This is a genomic window from Candidatus Thiodiazotropha sp. AKIB8 (assembly GCF_058244675.1).
Genome location: NZ_JBSYOO010000029.1, coordinates 301,288 through 316,736 on the forward strand (window position 1 = coordinate 301,288; position 15,449 = coordinate 316,736).

The following is a 15,449-nucleotide window of genomic DNA, read 5'->3' on the forward strand; positions in this document are numbered from 1 at the left end:
CTTGGACAACTATCAGCCCAAGGATTTTGTCGAGACCGCTGAAGGGTTGATCTTCGCTGTAGTTACAGAAGATCAGGAAGATCAACGTATCCTCTCTTCTCTCCGCTATCAGCGGACACCTAATGGATATAAGAAACTCAGCACATCAGAAGCTGAAAAGCTGTTGCAAGATAGCTATCCCTACTATCTCTACTACTCCACAACAAGAGATGTCTGGCTGCATGGTGTAGGTGTTGATCGAATCGTATATCACCACCAACCCAGGCTGCGCTTACTGGAGATTCTAGAGGCAGAACCGAACGACCAAATAGAAGCCAAACTGCAGCGATTGATTAAACTCTTTAAAGCGGAGGGTTTGGAAACAGCGGAGATTGGCGTGACTGGCTCCATGCTGATAGGTGCTCAAAAGCAGAGTTCTGACATAGATTTAGTCTTCTATCAGCGAGAGGCATTTTTCAAAGCCAGAGAAATCATCAAAACTCTAATCACTAAACAACAGTTGCAACCGCTGGATGAAACACTATGGCAGGACGCCTATGCACGACGCGGCTGCGCTCTGACATACGATGAATATTGTTGGCATGAACATCGCAAATATAATAAAGCAGCAATTGAAGAGACAAAATTTGATATCAGTCTGCTAACTGCTGATAGGTGGCAGGACCTTATACGCTATAGAAAACAGGGCAGGGTCAACTTAAAGACAACTATTGCTGATGATCGGAATAGTTTTGATTATCCCGCCCGCTATAGTCTAAGTCATCCTGCTATAGATGAGGTAATCAGTTATACCGCAACCTATAGCGGCCAGGCTTTAAGAGATGAACAGGTGGAAATTCAGGGGCAATTAGAGGTATCGATTGCCGGGCATCTTCGTATTGTTATCGGTACCAACAGGGAGGCATCCCATGAATATATCAAAGCACTATCATCACAACACCATTAGTTTTTCTCAACGATTAACAGTGGCCATTAGCACACTTTTTTTGCTAGCTGTTTTTTTAAGCAATAGCACAGAAGCTGCTCAGAACGAGAGGCTTGTTGTATTACCGTTTGAGATTGTTGATAACACTCCTGTGCTTGGTGGTCAGGAGAGAAACCAGATGATGCTCGATAAAATGACGCGTTACATTGCTCAAAATATCGAAGAAATAGGATTATTCAAAGTTATTCCACAAGATAGAGTCAACGAAACCGTAAAAAATGCCCAGTTAGGCACCGACATTCGAAACTGTAACCTATGTGAATTCGATCTGGCAAAAAAGGTTGATGGAGAAAAGGTTATGACAGGCTGGATATATAAGATGAGCATTCTGGTTCTGACCATGCATATCGAAATCAAAGATATAGCCACTCAACAGACATTTATTAGCAAAGCATATGACTTCAGAGGTGACAACGAGAAGGCATGGCTTAGAGCTGCGGATTATATGCTCCGGGATTTGTCTGAGATGATGACACCATCAACGACCAGGAAATAGAGCTACTCTAATCTGTTAGCTCACCTTCACAGGTAGGGTGGGGCCATGCCCCACCAAAGAAGGTGGTTACAAAACCATAAACTTTATTCGTTAAACCTTATGGTGGGGCATGGCCCCACCCTACCCAAAGTGCATTGTTTGTTTTAACTATTGGGCCGTGCATTAAATCTCAGAACGAGCTAGGTAGCCTGGATGGAGCACAGCAGAATCCGGGATGGTTGGTGCGCTGTTCCTCCGGATTCCGTTTCACTACATCCAGGCTACGGACTACTCTAATCTGCTAGCTCACCTTCACAGGTAGGGTGTGGCCATGCCCCACCAATGAAGGTGGTTACAAACCCATAAACTTTTTTCGTTAAACCTTATGGTGGGGCAGGGCCCCACCCTACCCAGAGTGCGTTGTTTGTTTTAACTATTGGGCCGTGCATTAAATCTCAGAACGAGCTAGGTAGCCTGGATGGAGCACAGCGGAATCCGGGATGGTTGGTGCGCTGTTCCTCCGGATTCCGTTGCACTACATCCAGGCTACGGACTACTCTAATCTGCTAGCTCACCTTCACAGGTAGGGTGGGGCCATGCCCCACCAAAGAAGGTGGTTATAAACCCATAAACTTTTTTTCGCTAAACCTTATGGTGGGGCAGGGCTCCACCCTACCCAGAGTGCGTTGTTTGTTTTAACTATTAGGCCGTGCATTAAATCTCAGAACGAGCTAGGTAGCCTGGATGGAGCACTGCGGAATCCGGGATGGTTGGTGCGCTGTTCCTCCGGATTCCGTTGCACTACATCCAAGCTACGGACTACTCTAATCTGCTAGCTCACCTTCACAGGTAGGGTGGGGCCATGCCCCACCAAAGAAGGTGGTTACAAAACCATAAACTTATTCGTTAAACCTTATGGTGGGGCAGGGCCCCACTCTACCCAGAGTGCGTTGTTTGTTTTAAATACTAGGCCGCTCGTTAGCTTCCAAAATCATACCTTAATGTTAATCCAGCATAGATATCCCGATCAGGGGCTGGTTCAAAGTATCGTCCGCCAAAGGCATTGATACGTACATTGCCGTTGTACTGCTCGTCAAACAGATTGTTGACGCCAATGAAGGGTGAGAGCTCCCAAGGGCCAAAGAACTTTGTATAACCAATTCTGAGATCTGCCACGGTATAGGAATCATTGGTTACTGTGTTGGCATTGTTGGCGTAAATCTCATCTACAAACAAGGCGGTGAACTGGCTATAGATACCATTTGGGTGGGTGTAGGAGAAATCGGCACTGAACAGGTTTTCGGGAATGCCTGGTATGACATTTCCACTGAAATCGTTGCCGTTATCATCTATGAATTTGTCAAATTCAAAATCTGAGTAGGTGTAGGCTAGTGTGGTAATCAGATAGTCGAAGAGTTCAAATACCAGTTGAGCTTCCAATCCATTGCGACGGGATTCTGCGGCGTTTTGATAATAGGTTATGTCGTCGATTTCAAAAGGTACCAGCTCATCCGTTACATCCATAGTGAATAGAGCCAGGTCATAGCGGACTTTTTTACCCATGGCACCCTTAAAACCGATTTCATAATTGGTGGACACCTGTGGATCCAGGTTCTGGTTGAATCCGGCACCATCGGGATCCCGCAGTTCTACTGCTGTTGGTGATTCAAAAGAGCGAGAGATATTGGTGTAAAGATTGAGATCCTGCATGGCTGTGAAGCGAAATCCCACAGAGGGGCTGAATTTGTTGAAGCTTCGATCACCTGAGTCATCACCATTGCTGAGAAAGTTATCCTCCACATCAAAGTTGAGTCGATCATAACGACCACCCAGGGTTAATTCCATGCGATCACTGAGACTGTATTCATTCTGCAGATAGAGGCCGATGCTATCGACTTGCTCATCCTGATCCTGAGTTTTTTCACCCAAACTGTCACCGGCCAGAAGATAACGTTTTCGTTCATCCTGCTGACGATCCAGGTCAATACCAGTGGTAAAGCGATTGGCATGATTGGCAACAGGAGCGCTGTGGGTGTACTGGATACCACCACCTACAGCGAAGCGATCAAGCAGGATGCCTTGACCTGTTGCCCCTATGGGCAGACGATTGGCCAGATCCCGCCAGACATAGTAGTTGCGTACTCGTAATTCACCACTGTCACCCATTGGGGTATCGTAGACAAAACCCAATCGTGTCTGCTCCAGCTCTTCACCAGAATCGAGGGTTGAATTTCTCGTCCAGGCTGTTGTTGGATCATCCTCTGCCAGTGCTTCGGTCAGACCACCGGGGTCATCGGCCTGTGGTGAGTCGGTGTAGTTGATTACAGTATTGAAACGTGCACCATTTTCAAAATCGATACCAAACTTACTATTAAGGGAGCTTTGCTCTGTGGCGCTGTGGTCGCGATAACCATCGTAGCTCATGTCAGAAAGATTGACCAAGTAATCAAACAACTCAGTTTTGCCACCAAATTTGAGTTGTGTTTTTTGAAAACCATCTTCACCAAAAGTAGGGCGAAGTGAGATAAAAGGAATCTCTGGCGGCTCTTCTGATTCAATCAGAAGTGCGCCTCCTGATGCATTCCCATACAGGGCTGAGACAGGCCCGCGAATCACCTGCATATTCCCAATTGAGCCGATATCGATGCTGTCCACATTCGCCTGTCCATCGGGTAGGGTTTCAGGAATTCCATCGACCATTACCTTGATGCCGCGGATACCAAATGCTGAGCGGGCTCCAAATCCACGAATCGAGATGCGCAGATCCTGAGCGAAATTGTAACGGTTCTGCATAAAGATGCCGGGGATCTGGGTCAGAGATTCATCGAGTCCCAGTTGGGGTTGAGCGAACTGGATCGCCTGCTGCTGCACAATACCAACTGCTGCCGGTACATTTTCCAGTGGTTTTTCAACTCGTGTAGCAGTTACCGAAATGTCTTCCAAAACGGTAGCCTCAGCAGATTCCTCGGCCATAATGTCGTTGCACAGGGTGAAGGAAATCAGAATAGCAAGCTGTGCTGGTGTTTGACGGCGTAGAGGTAACATGATTCACTCCGAGAGAGATATATAACTTGAGTAATGCAAAAAATAATCCATCTGAACCTTTATTAATATGGGAAAAAATCCCGTGATGACATTGTATGGACTTGGTCTCTTGACCTGTTAATGCAATCAAGTCGATATTAATATCTATGACCTGGTTAGTATGTTTCGGTAAACAAGAGCCTTATGACACTGACAAGTAGACTACTGATTCTGGTATTGACGATTGTCTTAGCGATGTTTGTTTTTGGTGCCTATTTCGCGCTTGGTGTGGCACGTACCAACATCACTAATGAGGTCGAATCGAGTGCGCGAATCACAATGCAACTGCTAACAGCAGCGCTGATAAGCAGCCATGCCGAGGATCAGGTAAAGGCACAGCAAATTCTGATTACCCACTTGCAAAGACTGGATGATACGCGTCATCTGCACATAGCACTGACCCGTGGTGACGGCACGGTCATCTATCCATTCAGTGAGCGACAGGAGTTGGCACCAAAAGTGGTTCCAGAATGGTTTGTCAACTTAGTCAAACCACCGCCAGCGGAATATCATAAGCGTATAGCAAGTCCACAATTTGGTAGCAGTGAGATTGTAATATTGGCAGATCCATCAGATGAGATCAGAGAGGTATGGTTGGAGGCTCGCTCGATTGTCATGCTGATCACTACCTTTACACTCATTTACCTTGTACTGATGGCATTTACCATCCGTCGAGCATTAAAACCTGTCAATCAGATCAGTACTGGTCTCGGCATCATACAGTCTGGTAATTATGAAGCTCGTCTTCCAAAGTTTAACTTGCCTGAATTGAACCGTCTGTCACAGCAATTCAATCATATGGCGCAGGTGCTGGAGGCTCAGCAGGAAGAGAATCGACAGCTCAGCAGGCGTTTGATGTCAGTGCAGGAATCGGAGCGACGTCATCTGTCTCGGGAACTGCACGACGAACTGGGCCAATCGATCAGCGCAATAAAGGCAATGGCAGTCACGCTCAGACAGCACCCTGAAAATATCAATGATGGCACGAATTCCATTATCAGTGTATGTAACCACATGTATAGTGTTGTTCGTGACATGATGAATCGTCTGCGACCTGTTGCCCTGGAAGAGTTGGGCGTGGTGACCGGTATTGAAAGGTTGGTAGATGGCTGGAATGATCATCAGGAAGAGTGTTTCTGTGCCCTCACCATCATTGGTGAGTTCGATGAGGTGGACGAAGATCGTGCAATTACCCTCTATCGTATCGTACAGGAGGCACTAACCAATGTTGCCAAACACGCTAAAGCGGAGAAGGTGGAGATAAAACTTGAACGTAATTCGTCAGGTGAGATCAGGGTATCTATCCGTGACAATGGTCAGGGATTCGATCAAAAAAACAAGCGCAAAGGCATGGGGCTGCTTGGTATGCGTGAACGAATTGAGGCTTTGAGTGGGAAAATCTCCCTTGCCAGTGAACCCACCAAGGGTGTATCAATTGATATCACTATACCCTCAAGTTAGGGGTAATTAGGGCCTGTTAACACTAATCGAATCGGCCCTGTTGCCCCTGAAAAAGCGCCAATCAAGGCGCGAGGAGAGAGGTTTGGTCACTCCAAATGAACGACGAGTAACGCCGAGAGGCACTTTTTCAGGGGTAACCCGAAGGGCTGAGGCTATTTTTCCGCCCAGCGGCGTTATCATTCGCTCATGTAGAATGGCTACAACTCGCTTATTCTGCCTTGCTGGACGAAAAAACAGTCTCACCAGGGACGATTCGATTAGTGTTCACAGGCCCTAGGAAAATTATTTTAGAAATGAGTGCTATCCGGGTTCTACTTGTTGATGATCATGCCGTTGTACGGGCCGGCTACAAAACCCTGCTTGACGGAACCCATGATATTGATGTGGTTGCAGAGGCTGGTCGTGGTGAAGAAGCCTGCCAACGATATGCTGAGTTTCTACCCGATCTGGTGGTGATGGATCTTTCATTACCTGGAATTGGTGGACTTGAGGCGATCCGGCGTATTGTTGCCCGTGATCGTGATGCTGCAATTCTGGTGTTCAGTATGCATGATGATACCGCCTTTGTTGAAAAGGCATTGGCAGCCGGTGCCCGGGGCTATATCACCAAGAATAGCGCTGCTGAAATTATGGTGGATGCGATTAGAGCAATTGCATCAGGACAGGCTTATATCGATCATGAACTTGCACAGAACCTGGCCCTGCATAAAGCAAGTGGCGATAGAGAAGTATTCGCCTGTCTCACCACCCGAGAGTTTCAAATCTTTAATCTTCTAGCCCATGGTCTCTCGCCAACTGAAACTGCCAGCGAATTATCTTTGAGTTACAAGACAGTGGCCAACTACACCACACAGATCAAATCAAAACTCAATGTTAAAAGCACAACCGAACTGGTGCACCTGGCAATTCGGCACGGTGTCATAGATCCTATCAGTGAGTAGCTCCTAAGTGGTTTATTTATTAACCCGGAAAATAAATACCTCCTCTTCAGCCGAAGCGTGCCTGTCCTTTTAATATAAAAATGTTAGGGGCCTTTGTACTACGTTGTGGCTCATGACAAGGGAACAACCCTTCTCAGCTAACCACGCCTTGATGGTGGGGCATGGCCCCACCCTACGCTTGAATCTATTCCGATAGTTGGGTTATTCCTGCGCTACTCGCTCGTATCAAAATAGGATACCAAGAGAGACACTTTTCAGGGTTGCTGTAGGGTGGGGCCATGCCCCACCATATCAGGTGAAAAATGTATGATGTTCCTGTTGTACACTACACTCGAATGGAATCCGACGCTCTTATCCTTCAACAATTTACACGATAATAATAGAAGTTAATGGGATAACAGTGTAACGGGTGACACTGTGCAAATATGTTCGTTTCTGACACGGGAAAATTTCCCGAATTCCCAAGAAAAGTTCCTCTTCATCTCCATGCCGAATAGGGTTATAAACTCCTATATGCATATGTTTTGTTAATAGTTATTAATAACAAAAAAAGTAGAAAAAAGAGAGATTACGACCATGTCAGGAATGCAATCAGCGAAAAATAAGCGCAGCAGATGGCTTATTGCCGCGATCCTTATATCGCCATGTATAGGAGGCAGCTGGGCTGCGGAAACTTTGGCGCCAATCGAAGTCATCAGCACGACCCCACTGCATGGTGTAGGCATTGAAAGAGATCGCTTACCGATGCACACCGAGGTTGCTACCGATGGGGACATGGAACAGCAACAGAGCCTGGATCTTTCAGAGTTCCTTAATCAACGCTTTGGCAGCGTATTTCTCAATGAGGCACAAAACAATCCACTGCAACCAGATCTACTCTATCGTGGATTTGTTGCCTCGCCTCTGATCGGATTACCTCAGGGCATCTCTGTCTATATGGATGGTGTCCGAATAAACGAACCTTTTGGTGACACAGTCAATTGGTCTGTGATTCCTGACTCGGCCATTGCCGGTATCAATCTGATGTCTGGATCGAATCCACTATTCGGACTGAATACCCTGGGTGGCGCGATTTCAATCAATACCAAGAATGGTTTCTCCCATCCCGGTGGTGACATTGAGCTGTCCGGAGGTTCCTTCGGCCGCTATACAGCAGAAGCCAGCATTGGTGGCAGCCAGGACAATCTGGCCTATTTTATTACAGGCAACTATTTCGAAGAGGATGGCTGGCGGGATTATTCGCCATCTGAGTCTCAACAACTGTTTGGTAATCTGACCTGGCAGGGCGAACTGAGCACACTAGAGCTCAGCCTGAGTTTGAGTGACAGTGAGTTGATCGGTAATGGCGCGTTGCCGATAGAGCTTTTAGAGGAGGATAGGGAGACAATCTTTACTCGTCCGGATATTACAGAACAGCAAGCCACACTACTTAGACTGGGAGGTGAGCACTATGTAAGCGATGAAATAGTGCTTGAAGGAATGCTCTTTTACCGCAATAGCAAACTCGACACATTAAACGGTGACGATTCTGACTATGAAGGGTGTGAAGATGCAGAGAACGCAGGCTTCATCTGTGAAGAGGATGGGGATGAAGAGGAGGTTGTGTTTGATCAGAATGGTAACCCTGTATTGGAAGATGATGCAGTTGAAGGCGCTACTGTTAACCGTTCAAAAAGTGATCAGGATACAGTGGGTTTCAGCTTACAGAGTGCTTTTTTACAATCATTGGCGGGTAGGGATAATCATATGATTATCGGTATAGCTGCTGATCGAAGTGAGGTTGATTTCTCATCCAATAGTGAGTTGGGCAGGCTCGATGAGAGCAGACAGGCCATTGGTAGTGGCATTCTTGTTGAGGAGAGTTTTACAGAAGTTGAGACAGAAACAAAGAACCTCTCCCTATATCTGACGGATACCTGGTCTGTCACTGAACAGCTGTCACTTACCCTCGCCGGTCGATGGAACAAGACAGAGATTGAGCTTAAAGATCAACTGGGTACAGCCTTGAATGGTGATCACAGTTTCACGCGATTCAATCCGGCAGCCGGTGTCGCATACGATTTGTCAGATCAATTCAATATCTATTCGGGCTACAGTGAATCGAATCGAGCACCTACAGCGATGGAACTGACCTGCGCAGATCCTGATGATCCTTGTCGGTTACCCAATGCCTTTCTCTCAGATCCACCCCTGGAACAGGTTGTGGCCAAGACCTGGGAAGGCGGAATCCGTGGCTCGCAGGCAGGAGTTGAGTGGCACCTAGGAGTGTTTCATACCACCAATCATGATGACATCATTTTTATAAGTGCCGGAGCGCTTACCAATGAGGGTTATTTTGATAATGTAGGAGAGACCCGCAGACAGGGTATAGAGATGAGCCTGAACGGTAACTCATTTGATCAACAGCTTGACTGGTTCCTGAGTTACACCTTCCTGAAGGCAACATTTGAAGAAAACCTGACCATCGCCAGCCCTAACAACCCCAATGCGGTAGACGGTGAAATCAGCATACAACCAGGCGACAGGATTCCGGGTCTACCAGAGAATCTGCTAAAAGCAGGAGTCACCTATCATATGACCCAGAAACTCTCTCTTGGCCTGGATTTACAATATAGTTCCAGCACCATCATGCGAGGCGATGAAGCAAACCTTGATGATGAAATTGATGGTTATACCCTGGTCGATCTACGGGGTGAATATCAGGCCACTGACAGTTTTAAGGTGTTTGCCAAGGTGGACAACCTATTTGACAAAGAGTACGAAACCTTTGGTCTCTATGGCGAAGCCGATGAGGTTCTTGGTGATGAGTATGAAGATAGCCGTTTTCTTTCACCCGGATCTCCCAGGGCATTCTGGGCTGGAATTAGCTATGAATTTTTCTGATCTGAACACTATTAAAGCCGCTGGAGGTGGAAGCATAGTCTACTAATCCATTCATCCTGGATGAACTAGTGCGGTGCGTCATATAAACCCTGTATTTAGAAAGCCGCTCAAGCCGTGAGTGCAAGGCGCAGCCCGCAGGTAATGGTTGTGTGCAACGCCGCAATCGCGGCTTGAGTGGCTTCCCGCAGGGCGAGGCAGGTGATTTAAACGCAAACTGAGATAGGCCTTGTCTAAATATAGGGTTTATATGACGCACCATACTAGTCACCATCCGGGAGATGTGAAGTTAATATCCTCGTTAAAGGGCCGTTGATCGGTTTGGGTAAAATAGTAGAGCTTTCAAACTCACCACTACCCATCACCGATCCCGGCCCTCTTTTTTTCTATGTTGCAAAGCAGTTCTAGCCCGTTAGACATCAATTTGGTAGTGTAAGCCGAAACTAGCCATGTAATATAATATTTAATAATTAAAGGCACCTCTTTTAATTACTTGTGCCCTCTGGCTTTACGACCCGTTCAGAATCAAGGCGAGCTTTTGAAGCCAGGCTTATTGCCTGTCGAAAAAGCGCAATACAGAGTCTGGACGGGCCCTAAAGCCCCGTAGGGCGGGGCCTGAAGCATGCATCAGCTGCGATGTGGTGCTTGAGAATGGAACAACCATTTTGCTTCGGCTTATGCCTTGCAGCTACACGCTTCAGGTCACGCAGAGGGCATAAGCGATTGATAGAGGTGCCCTAAATAGATTATTCAGATACATCGGTCAGTTCTCTCTGTATCATCCGATCGAATTGTTTAGAGAAACTCCTGCGCAAACTCTTTGAATGGCTACAGATGGCGCAAGATGATAATGGTCAGTAGGAATTGTGTAGTTACATTGTTTAACCTGTTGACTGATTTATAGTTTCCTATTAGCCAGGGATGCCCTGAACCTACCATTATGGACGTTGTTTAGTTTATTCGCAGATTGTTATTTTTTTAAGGTTAGCGACAAAAGCAACCTATATGGTTACCTGGCTGTAAAGTGCTGTGCTGAAGCAACGGATGGCACAAGATATACTAACCAGGCCATAGATATTAAGACACTCAGCCGTTAAATATCATAAGGATAGGGGCTACAAGCGTGACTCAGATCGGTGTTGCAGCTTTTGACAAGGGCTAGCCATTGCCGGCGAGCCGCGCCTTGATCTGAGCCACGCTTGTAGCCCTGAGTGTATTAATATCTATGGCCAGGTTAGTAAGTTAAGAATGGTGAGATTTAAATGATTAACAGAATCATGCTGGTTGATGGTTCCTCGGCATCCCGTGAAGTACTTACGAGGCAATTGCAGGTTGCTATGCCTGAGATCCAAATCAGCAGTTGCGCAAGTGCATCTGAAGCATTGCAACTGATGAATGCTGAGCGCTACTCTCTGATCACGACCGCTTTATTGCTGCCTGATATGGATGGTCTCGATTTATGCCGACAGATACGCACCACTAAGCGACATCGCTATACACCGGTGATTGTCGTCTCTTCAGATGCTGGTCAACGCCTACTTCACGAAGGCTACAATGCAGGTGTAACGGACTATTTTGAGAAAGCCTTGGGTTTTATGGCTTTTGGTCAGTTCATAAAATCTTTTCTTGAGCGTAATCCAGACCTCTATGGACGAATCCTCTATATCGAGGATAGTAAGACCGCTGTAGCCGCAGCTCTGAAAATGATGGAACAGCATGGCATGGAGGTTATCCATGTTACTTCTGTAGAGGAGGCGATGACCTTGCTCGAGAGAACTCGTAATGGTAACGAGAAGGGATTTGACCTGATAATCACCGATTTTCATCTACAGGGGAGTATGACGGGAGGGGATCTGCTCTACTATTTACGCGTGAAACAACACTATTCCCAGCAGGAGTTGCCAGTTTTGGTAACCACAGGAAATGAGGACACAAAAACTCAGGTCGAAGTGTTCCACGCTGGCGCAAACGACTTCGTCAATAAACCACTGGTTGAAGAAGTGGTCATGGCTAGGGTTCGGTCTCTGCTTTTAGTAAAAAGCCAATATGATACCCTGCGTCGTCAAGCAGTGAATATGGAGAGAATCGCCACCACTGACGCTCTCACAGGCACACATAACAGGCTCTTCCTGGTAGAAAAGGGGCAGGATTATATAAGCAAAACTGCTGATGGTTGGGTGATGATCATCGATTTGGATCATTTCAAGAAAATCAATGACACCAAGGGTCATTTGATTGGTGACCAGGTACTGATTGCCATGGGAAAACTGTTAAACCACCATTTTCAGGATGGTTTGCCAGCGCGTTTTGGAGGAGAAGAGTTCGTTGTCCTGGCTCATGGGACAGATATACCCGAAAGAACTGAAGCCCTGCGCAAAAGCGTGGAGCAACTCAAACCCGGCGGGGTTGATGTCACTATAAGTATCGGTCTTGCCTCTGTAGGGGACCATTCAGGAGAGGATCTAAATACCCTGCTTGGACTCGCTGACAAAGCTCTGTATGCAGCAAAGGACGGGGGGCGAAATAGAGTGCTTATGTATGGCACGGAAGGCAAGATCAGCTCTCCATATCGATGATATTTAACAATCCTACCTAACGTAACAATAGTTTTATTCTTGAAACCATCTGGTGCAATAAAAGTCTGCTAATTTGCTCGAAAATAGAGCCAGATTTGAAACATGTACCAGTGGTATCTGACCGGCAAAGTAACACTTAAGTTATTGCTGGACTTAACTATTTATGCGATCTATCCTAGATACAACCAATCAACGGTAAATGGTATGTCAAGAGAGTGACAGAGAGCTTTGACCTTCAATTTCAAGTCATCCCGTTAATGTCAGGACAGGTGTAGGAGAGTCAATGGGATTCTACCGCCAGTGTCTGCACAGGAATCGTTTCAAATCCTTACCTTTTTGGAGTCCTTGATGTCGGAATCACCGAAAATAATTGTCGTCGGCGGCGGTGCTGCTGGTCTTGAGCTCGCAACCCACCTTGGCAGACGGTTAGGTAAACGGGGTAGGGGGCAAATCACGCTTATCGATGCCACCAGAACACACATATGGAAACCACTGTTACATCAGGTGGCGGCGGGCACATTTGACCCGGATCAGCACGCCTTGGGTTATCTGGCTCATGCCCGTTGGAACCACTACAGATTTCGCTTAGGCATGATGCAGGATCTCGATCGGGTAGAACGCAAAATTATATTAGCACCGCTCTACAACGATAAAGGGGAAGAACTGATTCCAAGTCGAAGTTTCTCATATGACTATCTGATCTTTGCAGTAGGCAGTGTGAGTAACGATTTTGGCATTCCAGGGGTTAAAGATCACTGTCTGATGCTTGACACAAAATCTCAGGCCGCACGCTTTCAGCAACAACTGCTAGAAGCATTGATAAAGGCAAATACACAGAATACTCCCCTGAAAGAGGGGCAGTTGGACGTTGCTATCATTGGTGCTGGCGCAACAGGTGTTGAACTGGCAGCACAGTTGCACCAGGTCACCCGCCAGATTTCCCAATACGGATTCGAGACAATTGAGCCGGACAGACACATACACCTCCATATTCTCGATGCAGGGCCTCGCATTCTTCCAGCACTACCAGAGAAACTCTCAAGCCAGGTGCAGCAGGAGCTGGAAAGTCTGGGTATCAAAGTACATGTTTCTGAAAAAGTCACAAAGATCACAGAAGATGAGGTGCACACAGACTCCGGATTAGTCATCCCTGCAACCATCAAGGTATGGGCTGCGGGCATTAAAGGGCCCGATTTTCTGAGTCAACTCAATTTGACTACCAACCGCATCAACCAACTCAAGGTCAATGGTGATCTTACCCTGGAAGATGACGAACGCATCTTTGCCATTGGTGATTGCGCCGCATGTGTCATGAACGAACAGGGTGATCTGGTGCCACCACGGGCTCAGGCAGCTCATCAGCAAGCATCATTCGTTGCTAAAGCACTGGTTAAACGGATAAAGGGGCAGAATTTCGATAAAAAATATATCTATCGGGACTACGGTTCCCTGGTAACCCTGGGTCGCTACAGCACTGTTGGCAGTTTAATGGGCGCCATAACCGGTAGTGTTCGAGTCAGTGGTTGGATCGCTCGATGGGTCTATCTCTCACTCTATAAAATGCATCAGCTGACCCTTTTTGGATGGTGGCGAACAGGATTGACCACATTAGCCCGTATGCTGAGAAGGAGTATTGATCCGGCAATAAAGCTACACTAAATACTTATCGTTTCTCTTTCCATAGTTTCGATATAAACACTGACGTCCGAAATAAATGCAAGTGATGTAGGCTGCGGCCCAGCCGTATCAAACCCAAGTGAAACGAACACTATCTGAAGCTGATGGGATTCCTTTTCATAGCGAAGATCATTCATTATTGATTGATCGTGTAATGTTTGTCATATGTATGCGATAGTCTATCTGCAACTTAGGGTCTAATTGTTCGGGTGCGGGGCAATATCATAATTTCGGCGAGGAACTCTATGCTATGCTCCAGTCTCTGACTATTAAGTACTTCAATTATTACAACTTATAGTTTTTGTAAATATGGAGGTAACATCTGATGCTGAGAGTCATGCCAATCCTGGCGCTAGATCAGGCTGGCAACCCAAGTCGTTGGTTGAACTGGGAAAAGGCAGTCCATTTGATTGCGACAGACAGGGTTTTGGCTCCATTGGGCCAGCAATCTCATCTGATTCGAGGTGGATTCAATGCGCTCACTGGTCTGCGCTCCAGTATTGAAATTTCCTCTATTCTACTTACAAGATCAAAGGTGCAACCGCATCTTTGGGCAGAAACATACGAACCACCGCTGACCAATCGTGCCTTATTCGCTAGAGACGGCCACATCTGTCTCTATTGTGGTAAGCAGTATTCCAATCGCGACCTGACATGTGATCATGTCATTCCTAAGAGCAGAGGGGGCACAGACAGCTGGTCAAATGTAGTCAGTTGCTGCACCCGCTGTAATCATCTGAAAGGTGCACGTACACCCAGTGAATGGGGGGTGGAATTACTGGCGATACCTTATGCTCCATGCTTCGCAGAGCATATGATTTTGCGTGGAAAAAACATTCTTGCAGATCAGGCAGAGTTTTTACTGGCTCGTGTGCGCAGAGGATAAAAAAAATGGCGCAGTAATAAACCGCCTGACTCCCCGGTCAGTTTTTTCAGGAAGCCGACCACTGCTTTCCCATTAACTTTAATCTTCTCAGAACATCTCAAGAAGCCCCTCTCCCTTTATGGGAGAGGGGTTGGGGAGAGGGTGTACGCGAAGCGTTTCACGTGATTGAAAGATAAAACCACATTGATCCTTCATCTTTATCGTGCTGATTGTTGATGAAAATAGGATGTTCATTCTCCCCCTCTCCCCCGGCCCCTCTCCCGCGAGGGGAGAGGGGAGTTACTCTCCCCGCCTATTTAAGGTTTCGGTGATTTGTCATTTTTTTCACACCGTGATCCTCTGCTTTACTATGCTTTTTTAAATCTCTATTCACTGCTGCCCTATTAACTTTCAATCTTCTCAGAACAACTCAGAAAGCCCCTCTCCCTTTACGGGAGAGGGGTTGGGGAGAGGGTGTACGCGAAGCGTTACATGTGGTTGAAAA

10 protein-coding genes are annotated in these 15,449 nt (G+C 46.7%); 8 read left to right on the forward strand and 2 right to left on the reverse strand.

The window, feature by feature from the left end; genetic code table 11:
• Position 1: 1 nt before the first annotated feature.
• Both AC4IFB_RS07865 and AC4IFB_RS07870 read left to right on the forward strand, forming a co-directional pair.
• Positions 2 to 946 (forward strand): nucleotidyltransferase domain-containing protein, encoded by a 945-nt coding sequence (locus tag AC4IFB_RS07865; protein WP_490779856.1) that lies wholly within the window; start codon positions 2 to 4, stop codon positions 944 to 946.
• Positions 909 to 1,481: a DUF2380 domain-containing protein gene (locus tag AC4IFB_RS07870; protein WP_490779857.1), complete on the forward strand. Its 573-nt coding sequence runs from the start codon at positions 909 to 911 to the stop codon at positions 1,479 to 1,481. Before AC4IFB_RS07865 ends, AC4IFB_RS07870 begins: the two co-directional genes overlap by 38 nt.
• A gap of 957 nt (positions 1,482 to 2,438) precedes the next feature.
• Here AC4IFB_RS07870 and AC4IFB_RS07875 read toward each other — a convergent pair.
• Positions 2,439 to 4,505, reverse strand: a complete 2,067-nt coding sequence (locus AC4IFB_RS07875) for a TonB-dependent receptor family protein (protein WP_490776775.1) — start codon at positions 4,503 to 4,505, stop codon at positions 2,439 to 2,441.
• Between the two features lie 183 nt (positions 4,506 to 4,688).
• On the opposite strand from AC4IFB_RS07875, the gene AC4IFB_RS07880 reads away from it, so the two are divergent.
• The 6 genes from AC4IFB_RS07880 to AC4IFB_RS07905 all read left to right on the forward strand — a co-directional run bounded on the left by AC4IFB_RS07880 (position 4,689) and on the right by AC4IFB_RS07905 (position 14,965).
• Entirely contained in the window at positions 4,689 to 6,005 is a 1,317-nt protein-coding gene (locus tag AC4IFB_RS07880; RefSeq protein WP_490776774.1) for an ATP-binding protein, read from the forward strand.
• Positions 6,006 to 6,298: 293 nt separating this feature from the next.
• Positions 6,299 to 6,946, forward strand: coding sequence for a response regulator (locus tag AC4IFB_RS07885; protein ID WP_490776773.1), 648 nt, complete (start codon positions 6,299 to 6,301; stop codon positions 6,944 to 6,946).
• 576 nt (positions 6,947 to 7,522) lie between these two features.
• Positions 7,523 to 9,829: a TonB-dependent receptor gene (locus tag AC4IFB_RS07890; protein WP_490779858.1), complete on the forward strand. Its 2,307-nt coding sequence runs from the start codon at positions 7,523 to 7,525 to the stop codon at positions 9,827 to 9,829.
• 1,259 nt (positions 9,830 to 11,088) lie between these two features.
• Positions 11,089 to 12,402: a response regulator gene (locus tag AC4IFB_RS07895; protein WP_490779859.1), complete on the forward strand. Its 1,314-nt coding sequence runs from the start codon at positions 11,089 to 11,091 to the stop codon at positions 12,400 to 12,402.
• A 348-nt stretch (positions 12,403 to 12,750) separates the two neighbouring features.
• Positions 12,751 to 14,061 (forward strand): NAD(P)/FAD-dependent oxidoreductase, encoded by a 1,311-nt coding sequence (locus AC4IFB_RS07900; protein WP_490777408.1) that lies wholly within the window; start codon positions 12,751 to 12,753, stop codon positions 14,059 to 14,061.
• 343 nt (positions 14,062 to 14,404) lie between these two features.
• Positions 14,405 to 14,965 (forward strand): HNH endonuclease, encoded by a 561-nt coding sequence (locus AC4IFB_RS07905; protein ID WP_490777407.1) that lies wholly within the window; start codon positions 14,405 to 14,407, stop codon positions 14,963 to 14,965.
• A gap of 87 nt (positions 14,966 to 15,052) precedes the next feature.
• Here AC4IFB_RS07905 and AC4IFB_RS07910 read toward each other — a convergent pair whose 3' ends face one another.
• Complete coding sequence (locus AC4IFB_RS07910) at positions 15,053 to 15,199, reverse strand: hypothetical protein (RefSeq protein ID WP_490779860.1); 147 nt, start codon at positions 15,197 to 15,199, stop codon at positions 15,053 to 15,055.
• Positions 15,200 to 15,449 lie beyond the last annotated feature (250 nt).

Excerpts from the sequence above, each read along its gene's own strand:
- AC4IFB_RS07890 (WP_490779858.1), top strand. The coding sequence starts at position 7,523 with ATGTCAGGAATGCAATCAGCGAAAAATAAGCGCAGCAGATGGCTTATT.
- AC4IFB_RS07895 (WP_490779859.1), top strand. The coding sequence starts at position 11,089 with ATGATTAACAGAATCATGCTGGTTGATGGTTCCTCGGCATCCCGTGAA.
- AC4IFB_RS07910 (WP_490779860.1), bottom strand. The coding sequence starts at position 15,199 with ATGAACATCCTATTTTCATCAACAATCAGCACGATAAAGATGAAGGAT.
- AC4IFB_RS07880 (WP_490776774.1), top strand. The coding sequence starts at position 4,689 with ATGACACTGACAAGTAGACTACTGATTCTGGTATTGACGATTGTCTTA.
- AC4IFB_RS07905 (WP_490777407.1), top strand. The coding sequence starts at position 14,405 with ATGCTGAGAGTCATGCCAATCCTGGCGCTAGATCAGGCTGGCAACCCA.
- AC4IFB_RS07870 (WP_490779857.1), top strand. The coding sequence starts at position 909 with ATGAATATATCAAAGCACTATCATCACAACACCATTAGTTTTTCTCAA.
- AC4IFB_RS07885 (WP_490776773.1), top strand. The coding sequence starts at position 6,299 with ATGAGTGCTATCCGGGTTCTACTTGTTGATGATCATGCCGTTGTACGG.
- AC4IFB_RS07900 (WP_490777408.1), top strand. The coding sequence starts at position 12,751 with ATGTCGGAATCACCGAAAATAATTGTCGTCGGCGGCGGTGCTGCTGGT.
- AC4IFB_RS07875 (WP_490776775.1), bottom strand. The coding sequence starts at position 4,505 with ATGTTACCTCTACGCCGTCAAACACCAGCACAGCTTGCTATTCTGATT.